29 protein-coding genes and 3 tRNA genes are annotated in these 24,125 nt (G+C 67.7%); 10 read left to right on the forward strand and 22 right to left on the reverse strand.

Going from position 1 to position 24,125, the window contains the following annotated elements; genetic code table 11:
• Positions 1-94: 94 nt before the first annotated feature.
• Together aroA and cmk are read left to right on the forward strand one after the other, a co-directional pair.
• The gene (aroA, locus tag BACI71_RS12005; protein WP_159758913.1) at positions 95-1,432 is read left to right on the forward strand and encodes a 3-phosphoshikimate 1-carboxyvinyltransferase; all 1,338 of its coding nucleotides are present in this window, start codon (positions 95-97) and stop codon (positions 1,430-1,432) included.
• Entirely contained in the window at positions 1,429-2,052 is a 624-nt protein-coding gene (gene cmk / locus BACI71_RS12010; RefSeq protein WP_159758915.1) for a (d)CMP kinase, read from the forward strand. Before aroA ends, cmk begins: the two co-directional genes overlap by 4 nt.
• Here the strand turns inward: cmk and BACI71_RS12015 are convergent.
• Together BACI71_RS12015 and BACI71_RS12020 are read right to left on the reverse strand one after the other, a co-directional pair.
• Positions 2,049-2,336, reverse strand: coding sequence for a type II toxin-antitoxin system RelE/ParE family toxin (locus tag BACI71_RS12015; RefSeq protein ID WP_159758917.1), 288 nt, complete (start codon positions 2,334-2,336; stop codon positions 2,049-2,051). The two genes, cmk and BACI71_RS12015, sit on opposite strands and share 4 nt — an antisense overlap.
• A complete protein-coding gene (locus BACI71_RS12020; protein WP_443018468.1) occupies positions 2,326-2,568 on the reverse strand; it encodes a type II toxin-antitoxin system ParD family antitoxin in 243 nt (80 codons plus the stop codon). Before BACI71_RS12020 ends, BACI71_RS12015 begins: the two co-directional genes overlap by 11 nt.
• A 277-nt stretch (positions 2,569-2,845) precedes the next feature.
• On the opposite strand from BACI71_RS12020, the gene rpsA reads away from it, so the two are divergent.
• From rpsA to BACI71_RS12045, 5 genes are all read left to right on the forward strand, one after another.
• Entirely contained in the window at positions 2,846-4,552 is a 1,707-nt protein-coding gene (gene rpsA, locus BACI71_RS12025) for a 30S ribosomal protein S1 (protein ID WP_159758921.1), read from the forward strand.
• Between the two features lie 178 nt (positions 4,553-4,730).
• Positions 4,731-5,012 carry an integration host factor subunit beta gene (locus tag BACI71_RS12030; RefSeq protein ID WP_028965397.1) on the forward strand — a complete coding sequence of 94 codons (282 nt, stop codon included), beginning with the start codon at positions 4,731-4,733 and terminating at the stop codon, positions 5,010-5,012.
• A 59-nt stretch (positions 5,013-5,071) separates the two neighbouring features.
• Positions 5,072-5,155, forward strand: a tRNA-Leu gene (locus tag BACI71_RS12035).
• An 83-nt stretch (positions 5,156-5,238) separates the two neighbouring features.
• Positions 5,239-6,612 (forward strand): ABC transporter substrate-binding protein, encoded by a 1,374-nt coding sequence (locus tag BACI71_RS12040; RefSeq protein ID WP_236552970.1) that lies wholly within the window; start codon positions 5,239-5,241, stop codon positions 6,610-6,612.
• A 6-nt stretch (positions 6,613-6,618) separates the two neighbouring features.
• The gene (locus BACI71_RS12045) at positions 6,619-7,041 is read left to right on the forward strand and encodes a DUF4112 domain-containing protein (protein ID WP_159758925.1); all 423 of its coding nucleotides are present in this window, start codon (positions 6,619-6,621) and stop codon (positions 7,039-7,041) included.
• Between the two features lie 10 nt (positions 7,042-7,051).
• Here BACI71_RS12045 and BACI71_RS12050 read toward each other — a convergent pair whose 3' ends face one another.
• Positions 7,052-8,146 carry an anhydro-N-acetylmuramic acid kinase gene (locus BACI71_RS12050; RefSeq protein WP_159758927.1) on the reverse strand — a complete coding sequence of 365 codons (1,095 nt, stop codon included), beginning with the start codon at positions 8,144-8,146 and terminating at the stop codon, positions 7,052-7,054.
• Between the two features lie 95 nt (positions 8,147-8,241).
• On the opposite strand from BACI71_RS12050, the gene rimO reads away from it, so the two are divergent.
• Both rimO and BACI71_RS18075 read left to right on the forward strand, forming a co-directional pair.
• Positions 8,242-9,573: a 30S ribosomal protein S12 methylthiotransferase RimO gene (rimO, locus tag BACI71_RS12055; protein WP_159758929.1), complete on the forward strand. Its 1,332-nt coding sequence runs from the start codon at positions 8,242-8,244 to the stop codon at positions 9,571-9,573.
• A 93-nt stretch (positions 9,574-9,666) separates the two neighbouring features.
• Positions 9,667-10,692 (forward strand): methyl-accepting chemotaxis protein, encoded by a 1,026-nt coding sequence (locus tag BACI71_RS18075; protein ID WP_159758931.1) that lies wholly within the window; start codon positions 9,667-9,669, stop codon positions 10,690-10,692.
• A gap of 9 nt (positions 10,693-10,701) precedes the next feature.
• Here BACI71_RS18075 and BACI71_RS12065 read toward each other — a convergent pair whose 3' ends face one another.
• From BACI71_RS12065 to BACI71_RS12080, 4 genes are all read right to left on the reverse strand, one after another.
• The gene (locus BACI71_RS12065) at positions 10,702-11,208 is read right to left on the reverse strand and encodes a GAF domain-containing protein (protein WP_328804033.1); all 507 of its coding nucleotides are present in this window, start codon (positions 11,206-11,208) and stop codon (positions 10,702-10,704) included.
• Positions 11,209-11,456: 248 nt separating this feature from the next.
• Positions 11,457-11,533: transfer RNA gene (locus tag BACI71_RS12070), tRNA-Met, on the reverse strand.
• A gap of 60 nt (positions 11,534-11,593) precedes the next feature.
• Entirely contained in the window at positions 11,594-12,115 is a 522-nt protein-coding gene (locus BACI71_RS12075; protein ID WP_159758935.1) for a 2'-5' RNA ligase family protein, read from the reverse strand.
• Positions 12,112-14,031 carry a potassium transporter Kup gene (locus BACI71_RS12080; RefSeq protein ID WP_159758937.1) on the reverse strand — a complete coding sequence of 640 codons (1,920 nt, stop codon included), beginning with the start codon at positions 14,029-14,031 and terminating at the stop codon, positions 12,112-12,114. Before BACI71_RS12080 ends, BACI71_RS12075 begins: the two co-directional genes overlap by 4 nt.
• A gap of 135 nt (positions 14,032-14,166) precedes the next feature.
• On the opposite strand from BACI71_RS12080, the gene BACI71_RS12085 reads away from it, so the two are divergent.
• The gene (locus tag BACI71_RS12085) at positions 14,167-14,385 is read left to right on the forward strand and encodes a DUF3072 domain-containing protein (protein WP_159758939.1); all 219 of its coding nucleotides are present in this window, start codon (positions 14,167-14,169) and stop codon (positions 14,383-14,385) included.
• 9 nt (positions 14,386-14,394) lie between these two features.
• Here BACI71_RS12085 and BACI71_RS12090 read toward each other — a convergent pair whose 3' ends face one another.
• The 15 genes from BACI71_RS12090 to gspF form a co-directional block, all read right to left on the reverse strand.
• Positions 14,395-15,027 carry a tetratricopeptide repeat protein gene (locus tag BACI71_RS12090; RefSeq protein WP_159758941.1) on the reverse strand — a complete coding sequence of 211 codons (633 nt, stop codon included), beginning with the start codon at positions 15,025-15,027 and terminating at the stop codon, positions 14,395-14,397.
• Positions 15,027-15,467, reverse strand: coding sequence for a cytochrome c maturation protein CcmE (ccmE, locus tag BACI71_RS12095; protein ID WP_159758943.1), 441 nt, complete (start codon positions 15,465-15,467; stop codon positions 15,027-15,029). The genes BACI71_RS12090 and ccmE overlap by 1 nt, the downstream gene beginning before the upstream one ends.
• Entirely contained in the window at positions 15,464-15,568 is a 105-nt protein-coding gene (locus BACI71_RS12100) for a heme exporter protein CcmD (RefSeq protein ID WP_159758945.1), read from the reverse strand. Before BACI71_RS12100 ends, ccmE begins: the two co-directional genes overlap by 4 nt.
• Positions 15,565-16,290, reverse strand: a complete 726-nt coding sequence (ccmC, locus tag BACI71_RS12105; protein WP_159758947.1) for a heme ABC transporter permease CcmC — start codon at positions 16,288-16,290, stop codon at positions 15,565-15,567. The genes BACI71_RS12100 and ccmC overlap by 4 nt, the downstream gene beginning before the upstream one ends.
• Before the next feature lie 52 nt (positions 16,291-16,342).
• On the reverse strand, positions 16,343-17,392 hold the full coding sequence (locus BACI71_RS12110) for a Leu/Phe/Val dehydrogenase (RefSeq protein ID WP_159758949.1): 1,050 nt from the start codon (positions 17,390-17,392) through the stop codon (positions 16,343-16,345).
• Positions 17,393-17,482: 90 nt separating this feature from the next.
• Positions 17,483-17,559: transfer RNA gene (locus tag BACI71_RS12115), tRNA-His, on the reverse strand.
• Positions 17,560-17,607: 48 nt separating this feature from the next.
• Complete coding sequence (gene gspN / locus BACI71_RS12120; RefSeq protein WP_159758951.1) at positions 17,608-18,327, reverse strand: type II secretion system protein N; 720 nt, start codon at positions 18,325-18,327, stop codon at positions 17,608-17,610.
• On the reverse strand, positions 18,327-18,800 hold the full coding sequence (gene gspM / locus BACI71_RS12125; RefSeq protein ID WP_159758953.1) for a type II secretion system protein GspM: 474 nt from the start codon (positions 18,798-18,800) through the stop codon (positions 18,327-18,329). The genes gspN and gspM overlap by 1 nt, the downstream gene beginning before the upstream one ends.
• On the reverse strand, positions 18,797-19,885 hold the full coding sequence (gspL, locus tag BACI71_RS12130; protein WP_159758955.1) for a type II secretion system protein GspL: 1,089 nt from the start codon (positions 19,883-19,885) through the stop codon (positions 18,797-18,799). The genes gspM and gspL overlap by 4 nt, the downstream gene beginning before the upstream one ends.
• Entirely contained in the window at positions 19,882-20,850 is a 969-nt protein-coding gene (gene gspK, locus BACI71_RS12135; RefSeq protein ID WP_159758957.1) for a type II secretion system minor pseudopilin GspK, read from the reverse strand. The genes gspL and gspK overlap by 4 nt, the downstream gene beginning before the upstream one ends.
• The gene (gspJ, locus tag BACI71_RS12140) at positions 20,837-21,532 is read right to left on the reverse strand and encodes a type II secretion system minor pseudopilin GspJ (protein ID WP_236552971.1); all 696 of its coding nucleotides are present in this window, start codon (positions 21,530-21,532) and stop codon (positions 20,837-20,839) included. The genes gspK and gspJ overlap by 14 nt, the downstream gene beginning before the upstream one ends.
• On the reverse strand, positions 21,529-21,930 hold the full coding sequence (gene gspI / locus BACI71_RS12145) for a type II secretion system minor pseudopilin GspI (protein WP_268894065.1): 402 nt from the start codon (positions 21,928-21,930) through the stop codon (positions 21,529-21,531). Before gspI ends, gspJ begins: the two co-directional genes overlap by 4 nt.
• Complete coding sequence (locus tag BACI71_RS12150) at positions 21,917-22,384, reverse strand: GspH/FimT family pseudopilin (RefSeq protein WP_159758959.1); 468 nt, start codon at positions 22,382-22,384, stop codon at positions 21,917-21,919. The genes gspI and BACI71_RS12150 overlap by 14 nt, the downstream gene beginning before the upstream one ends.
• Positions 22,359-22,799 (reverse strand): type II secretion system major pseudopilin GspG, encoded by a 441-nt coding sequence (gspG, locus tag BACI71_RS12155; RefSeq protein WP_159758961.1) that lies wholly within the window; start codon positions 22,797-22,799, stop codon positions 22,359-22,361. Before gspG ends, BACI71_RS12150 begins: the two co-directional genes overlap by 26 nt.
• A gap of 8 nt (positions 22,800-22,807) precedes the next feature.
• Positions 22,808-24,031, reverse strand: a complete 1,224-nt coding sequence (gene gspF / locus BACI71_RS12160) for a type II secretion system inner membrane protein GspF (RefSeq protein ID WP_159758963.1) — start codon at positions 24,029-24,031, stop codon at positions 22,808-22,810.
• Positions 24,032-24,125 lie beyond the last annotated feature (94 nt).

Consider the following 24,125-nt stretch of genomic DNA (forward strand, 5'->3'; position numbering starts at 1 on the left):
GAAAAGCCTTTCGGATGGGTGGATCAAACAGGTCGCCCTGTGAAGTGGCGCGTGCCTTGCCATAGCGCAAGGCGGCTGGCAAGGCGCGGCGCGCATGGCGCATTCCTCCTCCCCCGCTCCGTTCACCGTCCCCTCGCCCGCGCGGCTGGCAGGACGGATCCGCGTTCCCGGCGACAAGTCGATCAGCCACCGGTCGCTGATGCTGTCCGCGCTGGCGGTCGGCGAAAGCCGCGTCGAGGGTCTGCTGGAGGGCGAGGACGTGCTCGCCACCGCCGCCGCGATGCGCGCGATGGGCGCGACGATCGAGCGCGGTGACGACGGCATCTGGCGCATTCATGGCGTCGGGGTCGGCGGGCTGCTTCAGCCGACGCAGGCGCTGGACATGGGCAATTCGGGCACGTCGACGCGGCTGCTGATGGGGCTGGTCGCGAGCCACCCGATCACCGCGACCTTCACCGGCGACGCCTCGCTGTCGTCACGCCCGATGGCGCGCGTGACGGTACCGCTGGCGCAGATGGGTGCATCGATCGAGGCGTCGCCGGGGACGAAGCTGCCGCTGATGGTGCGCGGCGCCTGCCCCGCCATGCCAATCGCGTACGAACTGCCGGTCGCTTCGGCGCAGGTAAAGTCGGCGGTGCTGCTCGCCGCGCTGAACACGCCTGGGATCACGCGCGTGATCGAACCGGTACCGACGCGCGACCATAGCGAGCGGATGCTGGCCGGTTTTGGCGCGCACCTGACCGTCGAACAGGGGCCGCGCGGGCGCGTGATCTCGCTGACCGGCGAAGCGGAGCTGAAGCCGCAGTCGATCGTCGTGCCGGGCGACCCGTCGTCGGCGGCCTTCTGGATGGTCGCGGCGTCGATCGTGCCGGGCAGCGACGTGGTGATCGAGAATGTCGGGCTTAACCCGACCCGCGCCGGGCTGCTGACCGCATTGCGCATGATGGGCGCGGACATCACCGAACTCGACGCGCGTGTCGTCGGCGGCGAGCCGGTTGCCGACCTGCGCGTCCGCCACGCGACGCTGGCCGGGATCGTCGTGCCGCACGATCTCGCGCCGTCGATGATCGACGAATATCCGGCGCTTTTCGTCGCCGCCGCCTTCGCCGAGGGCGCCACGGTGGCGCGCGGGGCGGAGGAGCTGCGGGTCAAGGAGAGCGACCGGATCGCCGCGATGCGCGGGGCGCTGTCAGCGAACGGCGTTGCGACCGACGAGCATGAGGACGGGCTGACCGTCCATGGATCCGGCGGCGAGAAGATTGCGGGCGGCGGCATGGTGGCGACCAAGCTGGACCACCGGATCGCGATGAGCATGACGGTCGCCGGGCTGCACGCGCGCCATGCGGTAACGATCGATGATGTCGCGCCGGTCGCGACCAGCTATCCGGCCTTTTACCAGCAGCTCGCGCAACTGTCGGGAGACGCCGCATGATTATCGCCGTCGATGGTCCCGCAGCATCGGGCAAGGGTACGATCGCGCGGGCGCTCGCGCATCATTACGGCATCCCGCATCTCGATACCGGATTGCTCTATCGCGCCGTGGCGACGCAGGTGACGCGGCTCGATCTCGATCCGGCGATCGAGGCCGATGCGGTGGCGGCGTGCGACTTCGACGATCAACTGCTCGCGGACCCGATCCTGCGCGACGATGCCACCGGGCAGACCGCCTCAATCGTCTCGGCGCATCCACTGGTTCGCGCGGCCCTGCTTCAGCGACAGCGGCGCTTTGCGCACCAACCCGGCGGCGCGGTGCTCGACGGGCGCGACATCGGCACGGTGATCGCGCCCGATGCGGATGCGAAGCTGTTTGTGCGCGCCACGCCGACGATCCGCGCGCGACGCCGCCACGACGAACTCCACAAGCGCGGCGGCGCGATCAGCTACGACCAGGTCCTTTCTGACATTCGGACGCGTGACGACCGCGACAGCTCGCGCTCTGCCGCACCGCTGGTCGCGGCGGAAGATGCAATGGAGCTGGACACCAGCTTTCTGTCGATCGACGCCGCGGTGTCGCGCGCGATCGCGCTGGTGGAGGCGCGAGTAGAGCGTTAATCGGCGAGCCAATCCTCACGACCGTGACGGATGCGGAGGATCAGGACGTCGTCGGCATCGTCCACCTGATAGAACATGATGTGCACGCCGACGGTAAAGCCTCTCGTTGCGCTGTCGATCTCTTCCCTCAGCCGAGCGATGCGAGGAAAGCTATCGATCATCTCGAACGCCTCTCGCAGCCGCGCGACATAGCGGTCCGTCGCGGCGAGGCCGTAACGCTCAAGCCCGCTGGCGAGCAGTTCCGCCAAGTCGCGATCGGCTTCCGCCGAAAGCTCAACCGCCATGTTTCGCCAGATAGGCGGCGCGAGTGTCCGCGACCACTTGTCCGAACGACCGCTGGGATACGCCGCTCGCCCTGCCCTCGTCGACCAACCGCTGCATGTTCGCGATCTTCTCGGCGCGCACCTGTTCGCGGCGGATCAGATCCCGGACAACGTCGCTGGAGTTGCTGTAGCGGCCCGTCGCCGCCTGCTGCTCGACCCAGTCCTTCATGGCGTCGGGGAGCGAGATGTTCATCGTGGCCATATCACGAAGATGCGGCGCATTGGCAAAGATTGTCAACCTTGCTTGCCCGGCACTTTTCGGCTAGGGCGCGGCGGTCCGGCGGGCTGTGGCTCGCGGAGGCGCGGCGCGATGGCATGCCCCTCGCGCCTTTTCGCACATCCGCGAATAGCCCCCGCCGCTCCCCAGATCGAACGGATGTCGCGCCCGGCACGGGGCCGGTGCGATAGTGATGGCCAAGACCGGCGGAACCAACCGCCTGGCCGGAAAACGACATAGGACAGTTTCTTTTATGGCCTCAGTGGCAACTCCCTCGCGTGACGAATTCGCGGCGATGCTCGATGACATGTTCGGCGGCGCCGACAGCTTCGAGGGCCGCGTGGTGCTGGGCACCGTTACCGCCATCGAGAACGACCTCGTCGTCATCGACGTCGGCCTGAAGAGCGAAGGCCGCGTGCCGCTGCGCGAATTCGCGCCTGCGCCGGGCCAGAAGGCCGACCTGAAGGTCGGTGACGAAGTCGAGGTCTATGTCGACCGAGTCGAGAACATGCATGGCGAAGCGATGCTGTCGCGCGACCGCGCCCGCCGCGAAGCCGCCTGGGACAAGCTGGAGCTGGAATTCGCCAAGACCGCGCGCGTCGAGGGCGTGATCTTCGGCCGCGTGAAGGGTGGCTTCACCGTCGACCTGAACGGCGCCGTGGCGTTCCTGCCGGGCTCGCAGGTCGACATCCGCCCGGTTCGCGACGTCACCCCGCTGATGGACATCCCGCAGCCGTTCCAGATCCTGAAGATGGACCGCAAGCGCGGCAACATCGTCGTGTCGCGTCGCGCCGTTCTGGAAGAGACCCGCGCCGAGCAGCGCTCGGGCCTGATCCAGTCGCTGCATGAAGGTCAGATCATCGACGGCGTCGTCAAGAACATCACCGATTACGGTGCGTTCGTCGACCTGGGCGGGATCGACGGCCTGCTGCACGTCACCGACCTGAGCTACAAGCGCGTCGGTCACCCGAGCGAGATGATCAACATCGGCGACACCGTGAAGGTGCAGATCATCCGCATCAACAAGGATACGCAGCGCATCTCGCTGGGCATGAAGCAGCTCGAGAGCGATCCGTGGGATGGCGCCGCCGCCAAGTATCCGGTCGGCGCGAAGCTGTCGGGCCGCGTCACGAACATCACCGAATATGGTGCGTTCGTCGAGCTGGAAGCCGGCATCGAGGGCCTGGTCCACGTCAGCGAAATGTCCTGGACCAAGAAGAACGTCCATCCGGGCAAGATCGTCTCGACCTCGCAGGAAGTCGAAGTGGTGGTGCTCGAGGTCGACGAGGACAAGCGTCGCATCTCGCTGGGCCTGAAGCAGGCGCAGAACAATCCGTGGGAGGCGTTCGCCGCCGCGCACCCGATCGGCTCGACCGTTGAGGGCGAAGTCAAGAACGCTACCGAGTTCGGCCTGTTCATCGGCCTCGACAACGACGTCGACGGCATGGTCCATATGTCCGACATCGCCTGGGGCGTGTCGGGTGAGGACGCGCTGAACCTGCACCGCAAGGGTGAGATGGTTCAGGCCGTGGTGCTCGACATCGATCCGGAGAAGGAGCGCATCTCGCTCGGCATGAAGCAGCTCGAGCGCGGCGGCCCCGTCGCAGCGGGCGCCGGCGATCGCCTGGGCAAGAACCAGGTCACCACCGTCACCGTCCTCGAAGTCCGCGACGCGGGTCTCGAAGTGCAGGCGGGCGACGATGGCGCGACCGGCTTCATCAAGCGCACCGACCTCGGCCGCGATCGCGACGAGCAGCGTCCGGAGCGTTTCCAGGTCGGCCAGAAGTTCGACGCGATGGTGACCGGCTTCGACCGTTCCAAGAAGCCGACCTTCTCGGTCAAGGCGATGCAGATCGCCGAAGAGAAGCAGGCGGTGGCGCAGTACGGCTCGTCCGACTCGGGTGCGTCGCTCGGCGACATTCTCGGTGAGGCGCTCAAGGCGCGCGAAACCAAGAAGTAAGCGAACCTGCCTTGCGGCATGAAGGGGGGATCGGCCGATGGCCGGTCCCCTTTTCATTTGACGGACAATTGGGTGACCCACTTTGCACAATCGATACCAGATCGGTGCTACCGACCGCCCAAACTTACATGTATCAGCCCGTAGTGACGTTAATCCAAGCACTAAGGAACCGCGGACAATGATACGGTCGGAGTTGGTCCAGGCATTGTTGAAGGACAATCCCAGCCTGTCCCAGCGCGATGTCGAGGCAATTGTCTCGACTTTCTTCGATGAGATCACCGAGCGGCTCGCCGCCAACGGTCGCGTCGAATTGCGCGGTTTCGGAGCTTTCTCGACGCGCGCGCGTGACGCGCGGGTCGGGCGCAACCCGCGTACCGGCGAGACGGTCGAGGTCGATGCCAAGCGCGTTCCGTTCTTCAAACCCGGCAAGGAAATGCGCGTCCGCCTCAACGTCGCGTAACGCGGCGACCCACGATGGGTTGACGTGGCGCGCCGCAACGGCTTCGTGGCCGGTGATGCGCGGGCGTGGCGGAATCGGTAGACGCTGGGGACTTAAAATCCTCTGCCATTGGCGTGCGGGTTCGAGTCCCGCCGCCCGCACCAGTATCATTCGTCTGGTCACCGGGACCTTCCTGGCGCTGTCCGCGATGTCGTGCGGGCGCCGCGCGGATGTTGGTCCGGTCGTGGTGAGCGTTATCGGAACGACCCCGCAGGTCGCCGGGCGCGATCGCAGCGCGCTGTCGGCCGGCGACCGGCAATTGACCGACTCGCTCGCCGAAGGACTGGTCCGCTTCGATGCGGTCGGACAGATCGAGGCGGGCGTCGCCGAGCGCTGGATCGTCATCGACGACGGGCGCAGCTACATCTTCAGGCTGCGCAACGCCGTCTGGGCGGACGGCACACCAGTGCGCGCGCGTGACGTGGTGCCGCTGCTTCGACGCCAGATCGCACCTGCCGCCGAAAACCGCATCGCCTCCTATCTCACCGCGGTCGCCTCGGTGGTCGAGATGACCCCGGAGGTGATCGAGATCGAGCTGGCGCGGCCACGCCCCGATCTGCTCAAGCTGTTCGCGCAGCCGGAAATGGCGTTGGTTCGCCCCGGTGCCGCGGGAGGCGCCGGCCCGTTCCGCCGCCGCGACCGCACGCGTGACGGCATCCTGCTGACCCCCGCACCCGATCCCGATCGTGACCCCGACGAAGAAGGACCGACTCCCGAGCAGAACGTGCTGCTGCGGGGTGAGCGCGCCGCGCTGGCGATCCTGCGCTTCGTCGAACGCCACTCCGACCTTGTCACCGGCGGGACGCTTGACGACTGGCCGATCTTGCAAGCCGCGAACCCCGCACCTGCGAACGTGCGCGTCGATCCCGCCGCCGGGCTGTACGGTCTGGCGGTGGTGCGGCGCGAAGGCTTTCTGGCCGATGCCGACAATCGCGGCGCGATCGCGCAAGCGATCGACCGCGCCGACCTGACCGGAAGCGTATCGGCCGACTGGCCGGCGCGCGAGACCGTCCTGCCCGAGCAGCTCGACTCGGGAGCGCCGCCGATGGTGCCGGTCTGGGCGACGCTGACGCCCGAGCAGCGCCCCGCTGCCGCCCGCGCGCGCGTTGCCGCGTGGCGCAGCGTGCACGGCGGTGCGCCGATCGTTCGGCTGGCGCTGCCCGCTGGTCCCGGCGGCACGATCCTGTGGGGACATCTGGCGCGCGACCTTTATGCGGTCGGCGTCCGCCCGGTCAGGGCTGCGCTGGACGATCCCGCTGCCGACCTGCGACTCATCGACCTCGTCGCGCCCTATGACAATGCGCGCTGGTATCTGGCCGAGGCGTGCGTTGCCTGCTCGGAAGACGCACGTGCCGCGATCGAGGCCGCGCGGCTCGCCGACACGCTGCCGGAGCGCGCCGCGGCGGCTGCGGCCGCCGATCGGCTGCTGACGCAGGACGTGGCGTTCGTCCCGCTCGCGCGGCCGTTCCGCTGGTCGCTGGTCGCACTGCGACTGCGGCAGTGGCAGCCCAACCCGCGCGCGTGGCACTCATTGAACCGGCTGCGTACCGACCCCAATTGATTCTGTATGAACGCTCGTCCCACGCCGCTGAAGGCCGGCCTCTTCGACGGCTTGCCCGTCGGCACCGATCCCGCCGCCGTGCGCCGTCGCGTCGAGGCGGTCGAGCGGCTGCTGGAGGGGCTGTACGTCATTCCGGGCATCAACCGGCGTGTCGGGCTCGATGCCATCGTGGGGCTGGTGCCGGTGGTCGGCGATCTCGTCGCGGGTGCGATGGGCATGTGGCTGGTCTGGGAAGCGCGCAATCTTGGGATGGGACGGCTGGCGCTGTTCGGGATGACCGCGCGGGTCGGTTTCGACACGGCCTTGGGCATGATCCCGTTCGTCGGGGACGCCGCCGACTTTTTCTACCGCTCGAACACGCGCAACCTGAAGCGGATCAAGAAGCATCTCGATCGTCACCATCCTGCGACGGTGACGCTGGACCGCTGACGACCGCGACCTAGCGCGCGTTTGGCACGAACATCGTACCGCCCGGCATCGCATGCGGCACACCAGTGGTGCCGGGGAAGCTGATCGGCAACCCGGCCAGCGTGCGCACCGCCATATAGGCGAAGCCCTCCGCCTCCAGCCCGTCGCCGTGCCAGCCGAGCGCGTCAACCGGCTCGGGGGTCAATCCGGTTCGATCGGCGATCATACGCATCATCGCGGGATTGTGGCGTCCCCCGCCAGCCACCAACAGGCGCCGTGGCTGAACCGGCAGCAGGGTCAGCGCTTGCGCCACGGTCGCCGCGGTAAAGGCGGTCAGCGTCGCGGCACCGTCCGCCGCGGACAGGCCGCGCGCCGGTTGGATGGTGAAATCGTTGCGGTCGAGCGACTTCGGGTAAGGCGTATCGAAGAACGGATGATCGAGCATCGCAGTCAGCACCGTCTCGTCAACCCGCCCGGATGCGGCGAGCGCACCGTTCTTGTCAAAGCGCGCGCCGCTCTCCTGCTCGACCCAGCTGTCGATCAGGCCGTTCGCCGGGCCGGTATCGAACGCCGCGATCGCCGCACCGGCGTCGATCAGCGTGATGTTGGCCACTCCACCGAGGTTGAGGATCGCCACCGGTCCGTCCAGCCCGGCGGCGAGCGCCGCGTGATAGATCGGGAGCAACGGCGCGCCCTGCCCGCCGGCCGCGACGTCGGCGCTGCGGAAGTCGGCGACGGTACGAATGCCGGTTACGTCGGCGAGCATTTGCCCGTCGCCGATCTGCCATGTCCAGCGCCGGTCGGGGCGATGGGCGACCGTCTGGCCGTGGAAGCCGATCACCCCGATGTCCGCCGGCAGCGCACCGGCGTCGCGAAGCAGCTTTTGCACCGCCAGCGCATGGGTGCGGGTGATGAGCGCCGCTGCGTCGACCAGCGGCGGACTGGCGCGCGGACGAGGATAGGTGAGCGCGAGTGCGGTCGCCTCCGCCAATTGCGCACGCGCGGCGTCCGAATAAGGTTCGCCGCGGAACGCGATGTGGCGCACCACCTGCTGCCCGTCGGTTTCGATCAGCGCCGCGTCAATCCCGTCCAGCGACGTGCCCGACATCAATCCGATCGCCAGCATCCGCCCGCCCTTTCCGTCCGTTATCCGCCGCCGCTATCGCCCGCGTCGCCGCCACTGGCAAATCGCATCGTCCCGCATTATGTGCGGACGATCCCATGGCAACGCAAATCCCCTCACCGCCCCGCGTGGGCATGGTCTCGCTCGGCTGTCCCAAGAACCTGGTCGACAGCGAACGCATCCTGACCCAGCTTCGCGCCGACGGCTATCAGATGTCCGCCGATTATGCGGGCGCCGACGTCGTTCTGGTCAACACCTGCGGGTTTCTAGATTCGGCCAAAGAAGAATCGCTTGACGCGATTGGTGAAGCGATCGCCGAGAATGGTCGGGTCATCGTCACCGGCTGCATGGGCAAGGAGGCCGAGGCGATCCGCGCGCGCTTCCCCGACGTGCTCGCGATCACTGGTGCGCATGAATATGAGCAGGTCGTCGAGGCGGTCCATGCCGCCGCCCCCGCGTCGCTGAGCCCGTTCGTCGACCTGATCCCCGACGCGGGGCTGAAGCTGACGCCGCGCCATTACAGCTATCTCAAGATCTCGGAGGGCTGCAATCACCGCTGCTCGTTCTGCATCATCCCGTCGTTGCGCGGCGATCTGGTCAGCCGCCGCCCCGACGCGATCCTGCGCGAAGCCGAGAAGCTGGTCGCGGTGGGGACGAAAGAACTGCTGGTCATCAGCCAGGATACCTCCGCCTACGGAATCGACATCCGCGACCAGTCGCGGATGTGGAAGGGCGCGGAGGTTCGCCCGCACATGACCGATCTCGCGCGCGAGCTGGGGAAGATCGCGCCATGGGTGCGTTTACATTACGTCTACCCCTACCCGCACGTCGATCAGGTGATCCCGTTGATGGCGGACGGGTTGGTGCTTCCGTATCTCGACATCCCGTTCCAGCACGCCGCGCCGGCGGTGCTGCGCCGGATGAAGCGCCCCGCGAATGACGCCAAGGTGCTCGGACGGATCAAGGCGTGGCGCGACATCTGCCCCGATATCGCGATCCGTTCGACCTTCGTGGTCGGCTTCCCCGGTGAGACCGAGGACGATTTCCAGTATCTGCTCGACTGGCTCGACGAGGCGCAGCTCGATCGCGTCGGTGCGTTCCGCTTCGAGCCGGTCGAGGGTGCGTCGGCGAATGCGCTCCCCGACCCGGTGCCGGAGGCGGTGAAGGAAGAGCGCTACGCGCGGATCATGGAAAAGACCGCCGCGATCTCGGCTGCGAAGCTTGCCGCCAAGGTCGGACGAACGCTGGAGGTGATCGTCGATGCGGTCGACGCCGCAAGCGGCGGCGCGTCGGGGCGGTCGATGGCCGATGCGCCCGAGATCGACGGTGAGGTGCACCTGCGCGATGCCGGGCATCTGACGCCCGGCGATATCCTACCGGTCGTCATCGAGGAAGCAGACGAGCACGATCTGTTCGGCGTCCCGGCCTGATTGGGCAAGTAGAGGTTTTATCCTGAAAAGCAGCTTCCATACTGTTGGTTAACCCGGCGCTTCTAGACGGGCCTGACCATCGAGGGAGATGTCATGCCGCGCCGGATTCGGTCCCTGTTGTCACTGCTCAGTGCCGAAGTGGCCGCCCATGCCGATCGCTCCGAAGCGATCGCCGGGCAAACGCGATTGCTGGCGCTCAACGCCGCGATCGAGGCCGCGCGATCGGGTGAGGCGGGACGCGGCTTCGGTGTGGTCGCGCAGGAAGTGAAAACGCTGGCGGCGCAGGCAAGCAGCTCGTCGCGGGCGTTCCGCGAGGATCTGCTCGGCCGGCTGCATCAGGGCAGCGAGATCGCCGCCGACTTGGTCCGCGAGCTGGAAGGCGGCCGGCTTGGCGAACTCGCGCAGTCGATCGCCGATGCCCTGTCACGGACATTGTTCGACCGCACGATTGACGTGCGGGTGCTGGCAAGCGACCATGCGGTGCGCGAGAGCCTGATGCTGCCCGGCGACCAGCGCGCCGAAAATCGCGCGCTGGAGCGGATGCGCTCGCTGCTCGGCTTCTCGCCCTATTTTCTCAACGCCTTCGTTGTTGCGGCGGACGGTCAGGTCGGCGTCTGCGCGCATGACAATGCGGCGGTGCGGACGATCCGATTCGATGGTTATGACCAGTTCCGCGCCGTGATGAACGGCCCGTTGCCGAATGGCTGGGCTACGGACGAGGTCTGGGCGAACCCATGGTCGCATGATCGCAAGGTGCTGATCTTCGTCGCGCCGGTGGTTGTCGAGGGGGTCACAATCGGGGTTTGCTACCTCGAATATGACTTCGAGGGGCAAGTGGCGCAGCTGATCGATGTGATGAACCGATCGTCGCAGCGCGCGACGATCTCGATTGTCGATCCGGGCGGTCGGGTGGTCGCCACCACCGGCACGCGCCGCTTCCACGAACGTCATCCCTTTGCGGTCGATGTCCCCGGCGGGCGCGTGCAATCGCTCGACCGACTGGTCGTCGCGCAGGCGACGGTGCCGAGCGATCACGGGGTGGCGGGTCTCAACTTCCGGTGCGTGATCGAGGACCACCTCGCCTCGGACAGCGACATCCTCGCCGCCATGGCCGCCTGAGCGCGGCGGTCAGCGGCCGGCGGCGGGTGGAGCGAGCACCTGCGCGGCGAGCGACCGAAACGATCGCGCCTCCGCATCGCCAAGCGGCACGCGCGGATTTCTGCTCGATACGCAGACCACACCGAGTGCGTAGCCGGCGGCATCGACGATCGGCGCCGCGACAAACGAGCGGATCAACCCGACGCGAACGAACGGATTGGAACGGAAGGTGCTGTCCGTGATCGTGTCGGAAACGCAAAAGACCTGCTCGGGCGCGACGATCGCGTGCGCCGACATGGATCGCGCCCGATCATAGCGACCGAGCTGACCGCCTGATGAGGCAATGACGATCTGCAGATCATCGACAAGCAAGGCGACGCCTGCCCAATCACCGCCCAAGAGCTTCCTTGCCGATTTCGCGAGTGCCGTAAGCGCGGGATCTTCAACACGCTCCAGCAACCCGGAGGCGCGCACCGCCTCGCTTCGCGCACGTTCGTCAGCAGGGATCGGAGCCGGAGAGTAGAAGGTCACCGACACCTACAACGTCCCCCTTGTCACCACCCAACACCATCGTCTGACCAGCAGCGTTTCGCGCGGGCGTCGCGCCGACGTCAGCGATCAAATTATCTAGTAACTCAAATGACCTGAGTCGTAGTTCGATCCTGCACCGTTTCGGATGATTGTTTCAGATCGGGACAGGCGAGGATAATCAGTCTCACCGCACGGAAGCGCGAACGGCGGGCATTCCGATGCGTTTGAGCGAATAAAGATGAAGCACGAACGCTTGGTAGCGGAGGAGGGACTTGAACCCCCGACACGCGGATTATGATTCCGCTGCTCTAACCAGCTGAGCTACTCCGCCCCGTTTTCCGAGGGAACCAGCGCTCGTGAGGCGCGGGCTATAACAGCCGAATGAACGCGGTCAAGCCGCGAAAGAATGACGGGACAACATTTCCCATGGGCCACCCCGGTACCAATAGGCGGCCAGTCCGGAGATCATAACGGGTCGCGGGCCAAAACTGGCGCGCAGCTCCGCCACCAGCGCCTTGGCGGCTGCCGGCTCGACCTTGTTCTGCACCGTCACATGCGCACGCCAGCCACCGGCGTCCTGCGGCGTCAGCAGTCCGGCAAATGCAGCGGCCAGCCGGGCGCGAACGTCCACCAATTCGTCGCTGTCGATCCGGTAAGCGACGCCGCGCCCCAGCGAGATGACGTCCGCGATCCGTGCGCGCGGCGCTGACACCCCGCGCGTCTCGGTAACCAGCCGCTGGCGCAGCTCGGGAGCGAGCGTCGGGGGCAGATGATGGAACATCGTCAGATGCGCGGCGAGCTGGTTGCGCTCCGGCGGGAAATAGGCGGTGCGCTGCGCATCGAAGAACGCCTGATCCTCGCGCCCGAACAGCGCGGTGACGATGATCGGGGCGGGCTCGAACGAGGTGGTCAAATCTCGATCTGACTGCCCAGCTCGACCACACGATTGGTCGGCAGGCGGAAGAATTCCATCGCGCTTTCCGCGTTGCGGAGCATCCAGCTGAACAGCTTTTCGCGCCAGATCGCCATGCCAGGACGCTCCGAGGCGAGTAGCGTCTGACGGCTGAGGAAGAAGCTGGTGTCCATCATCCGGAACGCCGCGCCGCAGCCGTCGAAGGTCTTGAGATGCGCCGGCACGTCGGGCTCCTCCATGAAGCCGTACCGCAGGATGACGCGGTGGAACCCCTGCCCCAGATCCTCGTGGAGGAAGCGGTCTTCTTCCGGGAAATAGGGCATGTCGGTGACGCGCACGGTCAGCAGGATCACGCGTTCGTGCAGGACGCGGTTATGCTTGAGATTGTGCAGCAAGGCGTGTGGCACGCCCTCCGGCGTCGAGGTCATGAACACCGCGGTGCCCGAGACGCGCGTCGCCGAGGTCGCCGCCGAGTCGATGAAGATCTTGATCGGCATCGCTGCCTCGCGCATCCGCTCGATCATCAACTTGCGCCCCTGCGACCAGGTGGTGAGGAGCACGAAGACGATCACCGCGACCAGCAGCGGAAACCAGCCGCCATCCGGCACCTTGGTGAGGTTGGACGCGAAATACAGGCCGTCGATCGACAGGAAGACGATCTCGAACAGCGCGGTCGCCCAAAGCGGCCAGTGCCAGACGCGACGGATCAGCACGCCAACCATGCAGGTCGAGATGAACATCGTGCCCGTGACCGCGATGCCATAGGCGGCGGCGAGGTTCGACGACTCGCCAAAGCCAAAGATGAGAAGCAGCACCATCACCATCAGCGCCCAGTTGGCGGCGGGAATGTAGATTTGCCCCGCCTCCGACGCGCTGGTGTGCGTTATGCGGATACGCGGCATCAGTCCCAGTTGCACCGCCTGCTGGACCACTGAATAGGCCCCCGTGATGACCGCCTGGCTCGCGATCACGGTCGCCATGGTCGCGAGGATGACGAGCGGCAGACGCCAGTTCTCGGGCGCCATCAGGAAGAAGGGATTTTCAGCGGCAGCCGGCGTTTGCAGCAGCAGCGCCCCCTGCCCTAGATAATTGAGCATCAGCGCCGGAAGGACGAACGCCAGCCACGCCAGTTCGATCGGGCGCCGGCCGAAATGTCCCATGTCCGCGTAGAGCGCCTCGGCCCCGGTCACCGCCAGCACCACCGAGCCGAGCGCGAGGAACGCCAGCCCGCCGTCGTTCATCGCGAAGCGCACCGCATAGAGCGGGTTGAGCGCGAACAGGATGTCGGGGCGCTGGATGATGTGCGAGACGCCCATTACCGCCACCACGACGAAATAGACCGCCATGATCGGCCCGAACAACCGCCCGACCTTCTCGGTCCCGATCGACTGCATGTAGAAGAGCGCGATCAGGATCGTCACCGCGATCGGCAGCACGAACGAGCCGAACCCCTGTTCGACCGTCGCCAGCCCCTCGACCGCCGACAGCACCGAGATCGCCGGGGTGATCATGCAATCGCCGAAGAACAGGGCGGTGGCGAGCACGCCGAGGATAACGAGGCTCGACCCCCATCTCTTGCCCGCCCCCGAGCGCCGCTGGATCAGCGCCAGCAGTGCGAGGCTGCCGCCCTCACCGTTGTTATCGGCGCGTAGCACGATCAACACATATTTGAGCGTGACGATCAGCATCAGCGACCAGAAGACGAGGCTGATGACGCCAAACACGTGCAGCGGGTCGACCGCGAGCGGATGGTGCCCGACGAACACCTCCTTCATCGCGTAGAGCGGGCTGGTGCCGATATCGCCATAGACGACGCCGATCGCGCCGAGCGCGAGTTTGGCGAGGCTGCCGCTATGATGGTGATGCGCGGCGGCGGCCTGGGCACGGGTCGCGGGGTCGACGGTGCTGGCGCTCACGCGCTGGCCACCGCTATCGAAAGGACGTGCGTGCTCGTGGCCATACTGAGGCGCGACTAGCACGCGCCCGATGCGCCCGCAACGCGGAACAGGTGGCGAACATAAATGTTCTGTTCAATGAAAGGACCTGCCACCATGAGCGATACCCATAATCCGAAGAGCGAGCCCTTCTCGAACGCGGAGAAGGATCCCGACGACTGGACCACCGGCGACGAGCCGATGACCGGCGCACAGGCGAGCTATTTGAAAACGCTTAGCGAAGAAGCTGGTGCCGAGTTCGACGAGTCGCTCACCAAAGCCGATGCTTCGAAGAAAATCGACGCGCTTCAGGAACAGACCGGCCGCGGAAAATAGCCGCGCCGGTCAGTGCGCGTTGCCGGCCGCGATAAGGCGGTCGAGCAGCATGAGCCGACGCGCGATTTCGAGGCGATAGGGCGTGCCGTCCGGCGAAAGCTGGACGGCACGTGCCCATAATGACCGGGTCTTCGCCAGATCGCCGGCTTCGAGATAGGCGAAGCCGAGATAATAAGGCGGAGCAGGATGTTCGGGCGCAAGCCGTGCCGCCTGCCGGAACGCGAGCAACGCCGGCGGCGAGACGCGATGCCCGGCTTCCGCCGCCAGCGTCACGCCTGCCCACGTCCACAGGATGAAGCTTTGCGGCAGCTTGGAGAGGCCGCCGAGCACGACTCGCGCGGCCGCATCGTCGTTGCCGCTGCGTGTCATCGCATCCGCGGCGACAAGATAGGCGGTATCGGCGTTGAAACGGCCGAACATGCTGTCACGAAGCTGCACCTCATCGATGTCGATCGGCGCGGTGGTGGCAGTGCGTTGCGGGGCTGCCGCCTTCAGCATCGGCTGTCCCTGCCACGCATAGCCGACACCGCCGAGGCACAAGGCCGCCCCGAGCATCGACCAGAGCAGCCGATCGACGCGCAGCCAGAACGCCATCGCGGCGAACGCCGCCGCGCCGAGCAGCAGGAGCGCGACGAACCCCATCAGCGCTTTTCCTCCAGCGTGCGAGTTTCGTGCATTTTCCCCGCCATTTGCGGCGGCATGTACTTCTCGTCGTGCTTGGCGAGCAGATTGGTGGCGATGAACGAGGCGTCCGGACGGAAGTGACCCTCCGCCACCACGCCCGAGCCTTCGCGGAACAGATCGGGCGCGATCCCGCTGAACCGCACCGGTGTGGTCGCCTTGCCATCGGTGACGACGAAGTCGATCGACACACCATCAGCGGCGCGCTTGATCGAGCCGCGCTCGACCATCCCGCCCAGCCGCACCGCCTTGTCGGGCGGCGGCAGATTGCCCGCCACGTCGGCGGGCGCGTAGAAGAACGCCGCCTGATCGCGCAGCCCCGACAGCGCCAGCAACGCCGCCGCGGCGATCGCGCCAAGCCCGAGCAGCACCAGCATAAGCCGTTGATTCTTCCGCGTCATTTCTCGGCATCCCGCATCTGGCGCCAGCTCCAGTATGACAGCAGCGCGGCGGCGAGCAACGTCAGCGCGTAGGCGCCGGTGACGAACGGCCACGGATTCATGCGCGCGCCCGCCGCCGCAGTCGGGCCTCGGCCTTCTCACGCCCCAGCATCGTGCGCATCCGCATCAGCACCACTGCGCCGAAGAAGAACGAGAAACCTGCGAGCATGATCGGCAGCGGCCAGAGCAACGACCGGTCGATACTGGAGCCCGTCAGCCCGATACTCGGCCCCTGATGCAGCGTGTTCCACCACACGACCGAATAGCGGATCACCGGCAGCAGCACCGTGCCGGCGATGCCGTACAGCGCCGGGATGCGGCCGTCGCCATCGCGCTCGCGATCCGCCTGCGCGAGGGCGATAAAGCCGAGATAGACGAAGAACAGCAACAGCATCGAGGTCAGCCGCCCGTCCCACTGCCACCACGTTCCCCAGGTCGGCCGCCCCCAGATCGCGCCGGTGACGAGACAAAGCGCGGCGAAGATCGCGCCGGGCGCGGCGATCGCACGCGCGGCGATCATCGCTAGCGGGTGCCGCCAGACGAGAAAGACGATGCTGGATATCGCGATGCTGCTCCATCCGCCCATTCCGAGCCAGGCGGCGGGGACGTGGATGTAGAGGATCCGGACGGTCTCCCCCTGCAGATAATCGGCCGGGGTCTGGGTCAGCCCCGCCCAGCAGCCGATCGCAATCAATGCGACGCCCGCCCACCACAGGATCGGGGTGAGCGGACGCGCGATCTTCAGAAAACGCGCCGGATTGGCAAAGGCATGGAGCGCAGGCACGGCGCCGGGATAGGCGAACCGGGGGCGGCCGTCACCCCCGGCGTTGCACCGATCAGCGACCGATCAGCCGGCGCGCGATCCGGTCGGCGACCTCTGCGGTCGGATCGCCCGAGGTCGCGGCTTCGTCCCACACCTGATCGAGCCGGCCGGGGATCTGTGCGATCCGTGCCATCACCTCGACCTCGTCGCCATGGCCGAGATATTCGAGCCCGACGTTGATGATACCGCCGGCGTTGATGACGTAATCGGGCGCGTAGACGATCCCGGCGTCGTGCAGCCGCTGCCCGTCGGCGCGCGTCTCGAGCTGGTTGTTCGCGCCGCCGGCGACGATCCTGGCCTTAAGCGTCGGTATCGAGCGCTCCGTGAGAATCGCGCCCAGCGCATTGGGGCTGACGATATCGACTTCCTGCGACAGGATCGCGTCCGGTGAAACGGTGCTTGCGCCCAACTCCGCCGCCATGCGCTCGGCACGGGCCTGATCGACATCGGCAAGCGTCAGCACCGCGCCGTCCTTCGCCAGCAGCCGCGCGAGCCCGCCGCCCACCGACCCAAGCCCCTGGATCGCGACGCGCACGCCCTTCACGTCATCGGTGCCGAGCCCGCGCTTCGCCGCCGCGCGAACGCCAAGATAGACGCCGTGCGCCGTATACGGGCCGGGATCGCCGCCTGCCGCGCCTTGCGCAACTGGCAGGCCCGAGACGTAGCGCGTCTCGCCCGCTATCACCTTCATCCGCGCCTCGGACATGCCGACGTCTTCGGCGGTGACGTAGCGGCCACCGAGCGACTCGACCGCGCGACCGAACGCCACCAGTTGCGCGTCGCTGATCGTGGCGCCTTGCTTGTCCGCCAGCACGACGCCCTTGCCGCCGCCAAGCTCGAGCCCGGCCATCGCATTCTTGTAGCTCATGCCCCGCGAAAGGCGCAGCGCATCGGTAATCGCCCGGGAATCATCGGCATAGTGCCAGAAGCGCACGCCACCCGCTGCCGGCCCGAGCGCGGTCGAGTGGACGGCGATCACCGCCTTCAATCCCGACGTCGGGTCGGTGAACAGATGCAGCCCCTCATGGCTGTCGAAATCGGGATAGTCCCAGACCGAGGTCATCGTCTCTCCAGTGCGCACGACGTTAAATTACCGTCAGGCGCAATAATCTTGTCGGGCGAGAAACGCCAGCAAGAATCAGAAATGGAGGGATGGGGCGACCGACGGGACTTGAACCCGCGACCCTCGGTACCACAAACCGATGCTCTAACCAACTGAGCTACGATCGCCGCGAAGGCCGTGCCCCTAGCGGCACCGCGACGGGTTCGTCAAGCGGTTCAGAAGCGTCCGTCGACCGACAGCGTGCGGGCGGCGCCGTCTGCGGTGAAGCCAGCGCCGTCCAGCCGCACCGCCATCGTGGGATCGGTCGGGATCAGCGTCAGATTGGCACGATAGCGTCCATCCGGCCACAGGCGCAGGTCGACACCCTCGCCCGCACCGCTGGTGAGCGGCAGCAACAGCGCTCCGGAGTCGCAGCGCGCGCTCCCGCTCAGCGCCCCGGGCAGCGACTGGCCGAGGAACGCGCCGGCCAGAGTCGCGCGGACACGTCCCTCCCCCGCCTGACACGCGCCATCGACGAAGCGCACCGTCACCGCGTCGAGCGTGAGCGCCGAGACGGGCAGCGGCGCGAAGGCGTTGCCGGGCGAAAGCGGTCCACTGACGCCGATCACCGCCGCGCGGTTGCGCCCGATCTCGACAACGCCAGCGAGCCGTTGCGCAGGATCGGCCGCTTCACTGGACAAAGCGATCCGCGCGCGGCCGATCACCAAAGCAAACGGGGAAAGACCGGCGTCGAGATCGCCGAGCGCGATGTCGCCGAACCGCGCCTCGACCAGCCGCCCCGACCACAGGCTGCCCGTCACCTCACGCGCCGCAAACCCCTGCGCGTCGAGCCCGCTCCAGCCGAGCGCGAGCCGCAGGGGCAGGAAGACCAGCATTGCCGCCGCAAACAGCGCCAGGAACAGCGTCCGACGTCGGGTGGTCAGCGGAATGCGCATCACGCCGCCCGCGCCCGCAGCGTCATCGTTGCGGTGACGCTTCCCCCGCCACTGCCGGACACGCTGAGCGAATCGACCAATATCCCCTCCGCTTCCAGCCCGCTGATCCACTGCATCAACGCACCGGCACGCGCGGAGGCGATGGCGGCGTGGACACGGTCAGGTGACTCGACGTCGAGGGTCGCGAGCGTAAAGCCCGCGGCATCGGCGCGCGCGCGGACGAGATCGGCCAGCGGCGCGGACAGCGGAGTCGCACGGCGCTGAATGGCCTTGATCTGACGGAGTCCGCCCTGCGCGGTGCCGAGCCGGACCACCGCATCGGTGTAGCGCTCGCGCGACGAGGACAGGCCGTTGCGAACCGGACGGATCACCGCCCCCCACACCAACGTCACCGCCGCCAGCGCGACCATCACCAGCAACAGGCGTCGCTCGCGCAGCGAGCGTCCGTCGAACCAGGCCTTCAACGCCGTCATGGCCGCACCGTCATGTCGCCGGTCAGGCGACCGGCCGAGGAAACGAACTGACTGGATTCGACGGCGAACCCGGCTGACGCAAGCCGCGACTTGACCGTATTCGCCTGCCCCTCGCCCGCCAGCGACATCGACACGCGCAGCGCACCGCTCGGTTCGAACTGCAAGGCGGTGACCTCACTTTCCGGCACCGCCTGGACGATGGCATAGACGGCCGCAGCGGTGCGAGTGAAGCCCTGCCCCGGCCCGCGCAACGCCGCGAGCCGCTCGTCGAGCATCCGCGTCGCGTCGCCCTCGCCCGTGCCACGCGGCAGTCCCTGTCGCGCAATGGTCGCGGCGCGCTGCTCGATCGCGTCGGCGCCGAACGAATAGCGCATGATCCGCACGACATCGATCGCGAGCGTCGCCAACAGGATCAGGCCGGCGAGGACCGCCAGCCGCCGGACCAGCGCCCAGTCGATCGTTGTTCGCCGCCGACGCCGGGCGAAAGCGCCTTGCCGCAAATCGACGACCGGCTCCGCGACGGCATCGATCGCCGCAGCCCGCAGCGCGGCGCGATCGAGCAGGCGCGGCACCTCGCCGCGGGTCACGAGCCCGGTCAGCACCGGCTCGTCGGCCCAGCCGGTCGTGCGCCCGCGGACCACCGACTGCCCGCCGAGCTCGGCGCGCACATAGCCTTCCTCTGGCTCGGGCAGCAGCAGCGGCGCCGGGACGACCGCGGCGGGATCGACGCCGCCGCGCGCCAGCGCCGCAAGCCACGCGGCCATTCGTGCGGGAGCGACAACCGCGATGGCGCGCTCGCCGGCGCGTTCGCGACCCACCGCGACGTGCAGATCGTGCGCCGGTTCGGCTGTGGCGTCGCTGACAACGACCCGGGCAGCAGCCAGCGCCTGCGCCGGCGAGCGTGCGGGTATCGTCGCCCAATGCAACGTCACCGCATCAGCGGGTGCGACCGCAACGACGCGGTCGTCCGCGGTAACTTCGGGCAGTCCTTCGCCCTCGCCCTCGCCCGTATCGTCGCGGATCCGCCACCAGCGCCACGGCTGCGAATCGTCAGGAGGCAGGAAGAGGAGCGTCGCAGCGGTCATGGTACATCCCCCCATTGCCGCGTCACGAGCCGGACGGGAAGGGTCCGCGCGTCGATCAGCCCTTCCTCATGCAATTCCGCGCCGCCATTGACCACATCGATGCGCAGCGCGAACCATTTGGTGGTCACCGCTGTCTGGGATTGCGCGCCGATGTCGGTCGCGCCGCCTGCGCTCGCCATTTGCGCCCAGAACTGTCCGGCCTGCGCATAGCCACCCGGGGGACGGCGCAAAAGCAGCCCCTGCGCCTGCGCGACGCCCATCGTGTCGGGCAGCAGCATCGCGAGCAGCGGCGCCTGTTCGGGGAGCAAGGTATTGACGTTGAGCACGGACTGCCGCGCGATCGGCAAGGTGCACACCCATGGCTGGATCAGCCTGTACGCCTCTGGCGTGACGCCCTTTACCGCGCGCAACTCGCTGACATCGGCCATCAGCGTACCGGCGGTGCGATAGCCGCGATAGGCGCTGTTCTCCGCGCCGCCGGGCAGCGGATCGTCGTCGCTGTCGAGCCAGTCGGCGGTCGCCACCGCGATCGCATCGCCATCGGGAACCCGCAACAGCCGCAACAGCCGCTGGAAACGGACCAGCGCCTGCGGGTTGACGAGATAGGCGTCCCCGAAGCCGAACGTCACCAGCCCGTTGAGGTTGAAGCAATTGCCGCCGTCGGTGACGCGCGCGGTCGCGGAGCCGCCCGGGATCGGCAGCCCGAACGGCCGGCCGCTCCATTCACCGGTCAGCGCGACACGATCGCGCGACTGTTGCAGCAACGTGGAGACGCGGCGCGTCGCCAGCGTCTCGGCGGCATAGGCATAGCCGCGCGCGGCATCCAGCGCGACCGCATTGGCGGCGAGCCGCGTCGACAGCCGAAGCCGCTCCAGCGCGGTCGCCGCCATCACCGCGATCACCGCGACGAGCAGCAGCACGGTCAGCAGCGCGGCGCCGCGCTCGCCGGGCCTAGCGCGGCGCATCGATCGCGCTTGCTGGCACACCCGCCGGAGCACCGGCGCCGGGTGCTTGCTGACCGGTGTTGGCATCATCCGTGATACGCGGCGCGCCGGTGCCGACGAGGAACAGCAGCCGGTACGACTGTCCGCCCGCGCGCACCAGCGTCATTTCCATCGCCTGCGGCAGCGACGCACGCTCGTCACCCTGCCACGTGTCGCTCCACGCCCCCGCATATCGAAAGCGGACGCGCACCTCCTGCACGCGATCGACCAGCAACGCCGCCGGCAGCGGCGCGGCGCCATCCAGCGCCGGATAGGCGACGCGCTCAATCCCCTCGGCGGTCAGGCGATATTCGACCTTCTGCAAGGTCGCGCGCGGTGCCTGATCGGGGTTCGCCCAGCCGCCGCGCACGAAGCGCAGGATCGGCTGCGCACTGCGGTCGCCGGAGAAGGCCGGGAACAGCGTGCCGGCGACATCACGGGTCGGGCGATCCTGCGCCTGCGCCATGTCCGCCGTCATGATCGAAACGAGGCGATTGAGCGCGGCATTGTCGTCGAGCGCCGCACCGGTCGCGCCCTGCGCGCGGACGCTGAACGCCAGCAGCCCGACCCCGGCGGCGGCGATCATCCCGAAGATCATCAGCGCGATCATGACCTCGACCAGCGTGAAGCCCGCCTCGCGGGTGCGCGCGACCGGGCGCGTCACGGCCCGACCCGCGTCTGCGTGATCGGCGCGGGTGGCGGACGGACCATCGTGGCGCGACCCATCACCGCGCCGCCCGCGTCTCTGACCGCGACGTCGATCCGCTGGACGTCGCCATCGCCGAGCGGCTGGGTGTCGCGCACCCAGGTCCAGTTGCGCCCGCCGGCCTGCTCGACCCCGCTCGCCCGCCCGCGCGTCGGCGGTTGCGCGTCGGTCACCGCCTCGATCGCAACGTTGCGCGCGACGATCTGCGCCAGCAGCGTCGCGGACACGAAGCCGGTCGAGCGGATCGTCTGCCCCTCCAGCCGGATCAGCGCGAGCGCGGCGAGGCTGAACACGACGAGCGCGACCATGATCTCGACCAGCGTGAACCCGCGCGCGCGCGGGTCAGCCGGCGACACGGACTGTCCCGTCGGCGTCGATCACCACGTCGGTCCGCATCCCCTCGCGCGTCAGCGTGACGGTCATCGCGCGATCGGCGAGGCCGGTGGTGTCGAACGTTAGCCGGTCGCGCGCGGTGTTGATGGTGGCGGTGCCCGGCTTCCAGCGCTCGACCTTCAGCGCGCCGTCGAGCGGGGTCCAGTTACCGCCGCGCCACTGGTCGAAGCCATAGCCGCCCGACTCAACCCACAGGCTGACCGGTCGTGCCTCGACGATCGCGGCATCGTGCGCGGCGCGTGTGCGCACCGCGAAGCGGGTCGCCTCGTCCATCAGCCGCCCGCGCGTGTCGGGCATCATCAACACCGCCGCCGCCGAGGCGAGCCCGATGACGGTGATAACCACCATCAGCTCGATCAGCGTGAAGCCGCGCTGCCGCAGCCCGAGCGCCTTACTGCCAGGACCCGATATCGGCATCGATCCCCTGCCCGCCGTCCTTGCCGTCGGCGCCCAGCGTCCAGACATCCGCCGCGCCATGCTGACCGGGCGAGGCGTAGAGATACGGCCGGCTCCACGGGTCCTGCGGCAGACGCTTGATATAGCCGCCGGCCTGATAGCGCGCAGCATCGGCGCCCGCCGGTGGCGTCACCAGCGCCTGCAAGCCCTGCGTGGTCGTCGGGTAATTGCCCATCTGCAGCCGGTAGAGTTCGAGGCCCTGTTCGATCGTGGCGATATCAGCCTTCGCCTTCTGGATGCGCGCGGTGTCGCCCGAGGGCAGGACGTTGAGCGCGACGATCGTCGCGAGCAGGCCGATGATGACGATCACCACCATCAGCTCGACGAGCGTAAAGCCGTTGCGCTTCCTGCGGCGGTTCTTCTGTTCGGTCGACATAGGCATTCTCATTGTCCGGCCAGCGTATTGAGCTGAAGGATGGGGAGCAGGATCGATAGCACGATCGTCGCGACGATCGCGCCCATGATGACGATGATGAACGGTTCGAGCAGCGACATGGCGGTCGCGGTGAAGCGATCGAACTCGCGCTCCAGATAGTCGGCGGCGCGCTCCAGCATCTCGTCGAGCCGCCCCGCCGCCTCGCCGCTCGCCGCGAGATAGACCAGCAACGGCGGGAACACGCCCGCCCGGCGCATCGCCGCCGACAGGCTGCCGCCGCCGCGGATCGACTCGGTAATCTCGTCCGACGCCGCCTTGAGCCGGCGGTTGTGGATCGTGCCAGCGGTGAGGTTAAGTCCTTCCAAAAGCGGGAGACGGCTCGCGACCATCGTCGACAAGGTCCGCGCCATCCGCGCCGCGTGGAGGTCGCGGAACAGCCGCCCGAGCAGCGGCACCCGGAGCAACCACGTATCAAACGCCAGCCGGATCGGCGGCTGGCGCAGCGCGGCCCATGCGCCAAAGCCAAGCGCGACGAGCACCAGCAGCATGAGCCACCACCAGCCGACCAGCACGTCCGACAGGCCGATCACCAGTCTCGTCAGCAGCGGAAGTTCCTGCCCAACGGTGTCGAATTGCTCGACCACCTGCGGGACGACGAAGGTCATCAACGCCAGCACGACGCCCATTGCCACCGCGGCGAGCACCGACGGGTAAGCCATTGCGGTCAACAACTTGCCGCGGATCTCGGCCTGGCGTTCGAGCAAGGTCGACAGTCGCTCCATGATTTCCGGCAGGCTGCCCGAGCTTTCGCCCGCCGCGACCATCGCGCGGTAGAGCGGCGGAAAGCTCTTCGGCTCGCGCGCCATCGCGTCGGCGAGGCGGCGACCTTCGACGACCGCGCTGTGGACGGTCTGGACGATCGCGCGAACGCTTTCCTGCTCGGTCTGGCGGGTGATCGTGCGGAGCGATTCCTCCAGCGGCGAGACGCGGTTGAGCGTCGCCAACTGGCGGGTGAACAAGGTCAATTGCTTGCCCGACATCTTCGCGCGGCCAAGCTCGAGCCCGAACAGCGGGCGGCTGCGCGCCTGCGGGGTGCTGCCGGGTTCGAGGCGGACGACGTACAGCCGCTTGCGGTCGAGCGCGGCACGGGCGGCGTCCATGTCGGTGGCGCTGACGTGGCCGCGCGTCTCGTTACCGCGGGTGTCGATCGCGAGATAGTCGAAGTCAGCCATGACCTTATCCTCCCCTCCCTGTCAGGGAGGAGGCGGGGGTGGGTCGCGTCGGGGTGGTACGGAGCCGCAAGCGCGTGTTGCGACGTACCGCGGA

The organism is Sphingomonas sp. 8AM (assembly GCF_902506455.1).
In the GTDB taxonomy this organism is placed as follows: domain Bacteria; phylum Pseudomonadota; class Alphaproteobacteria; order Sphingomonadales; family Sphingomonadaceae; genus Sphingomonas.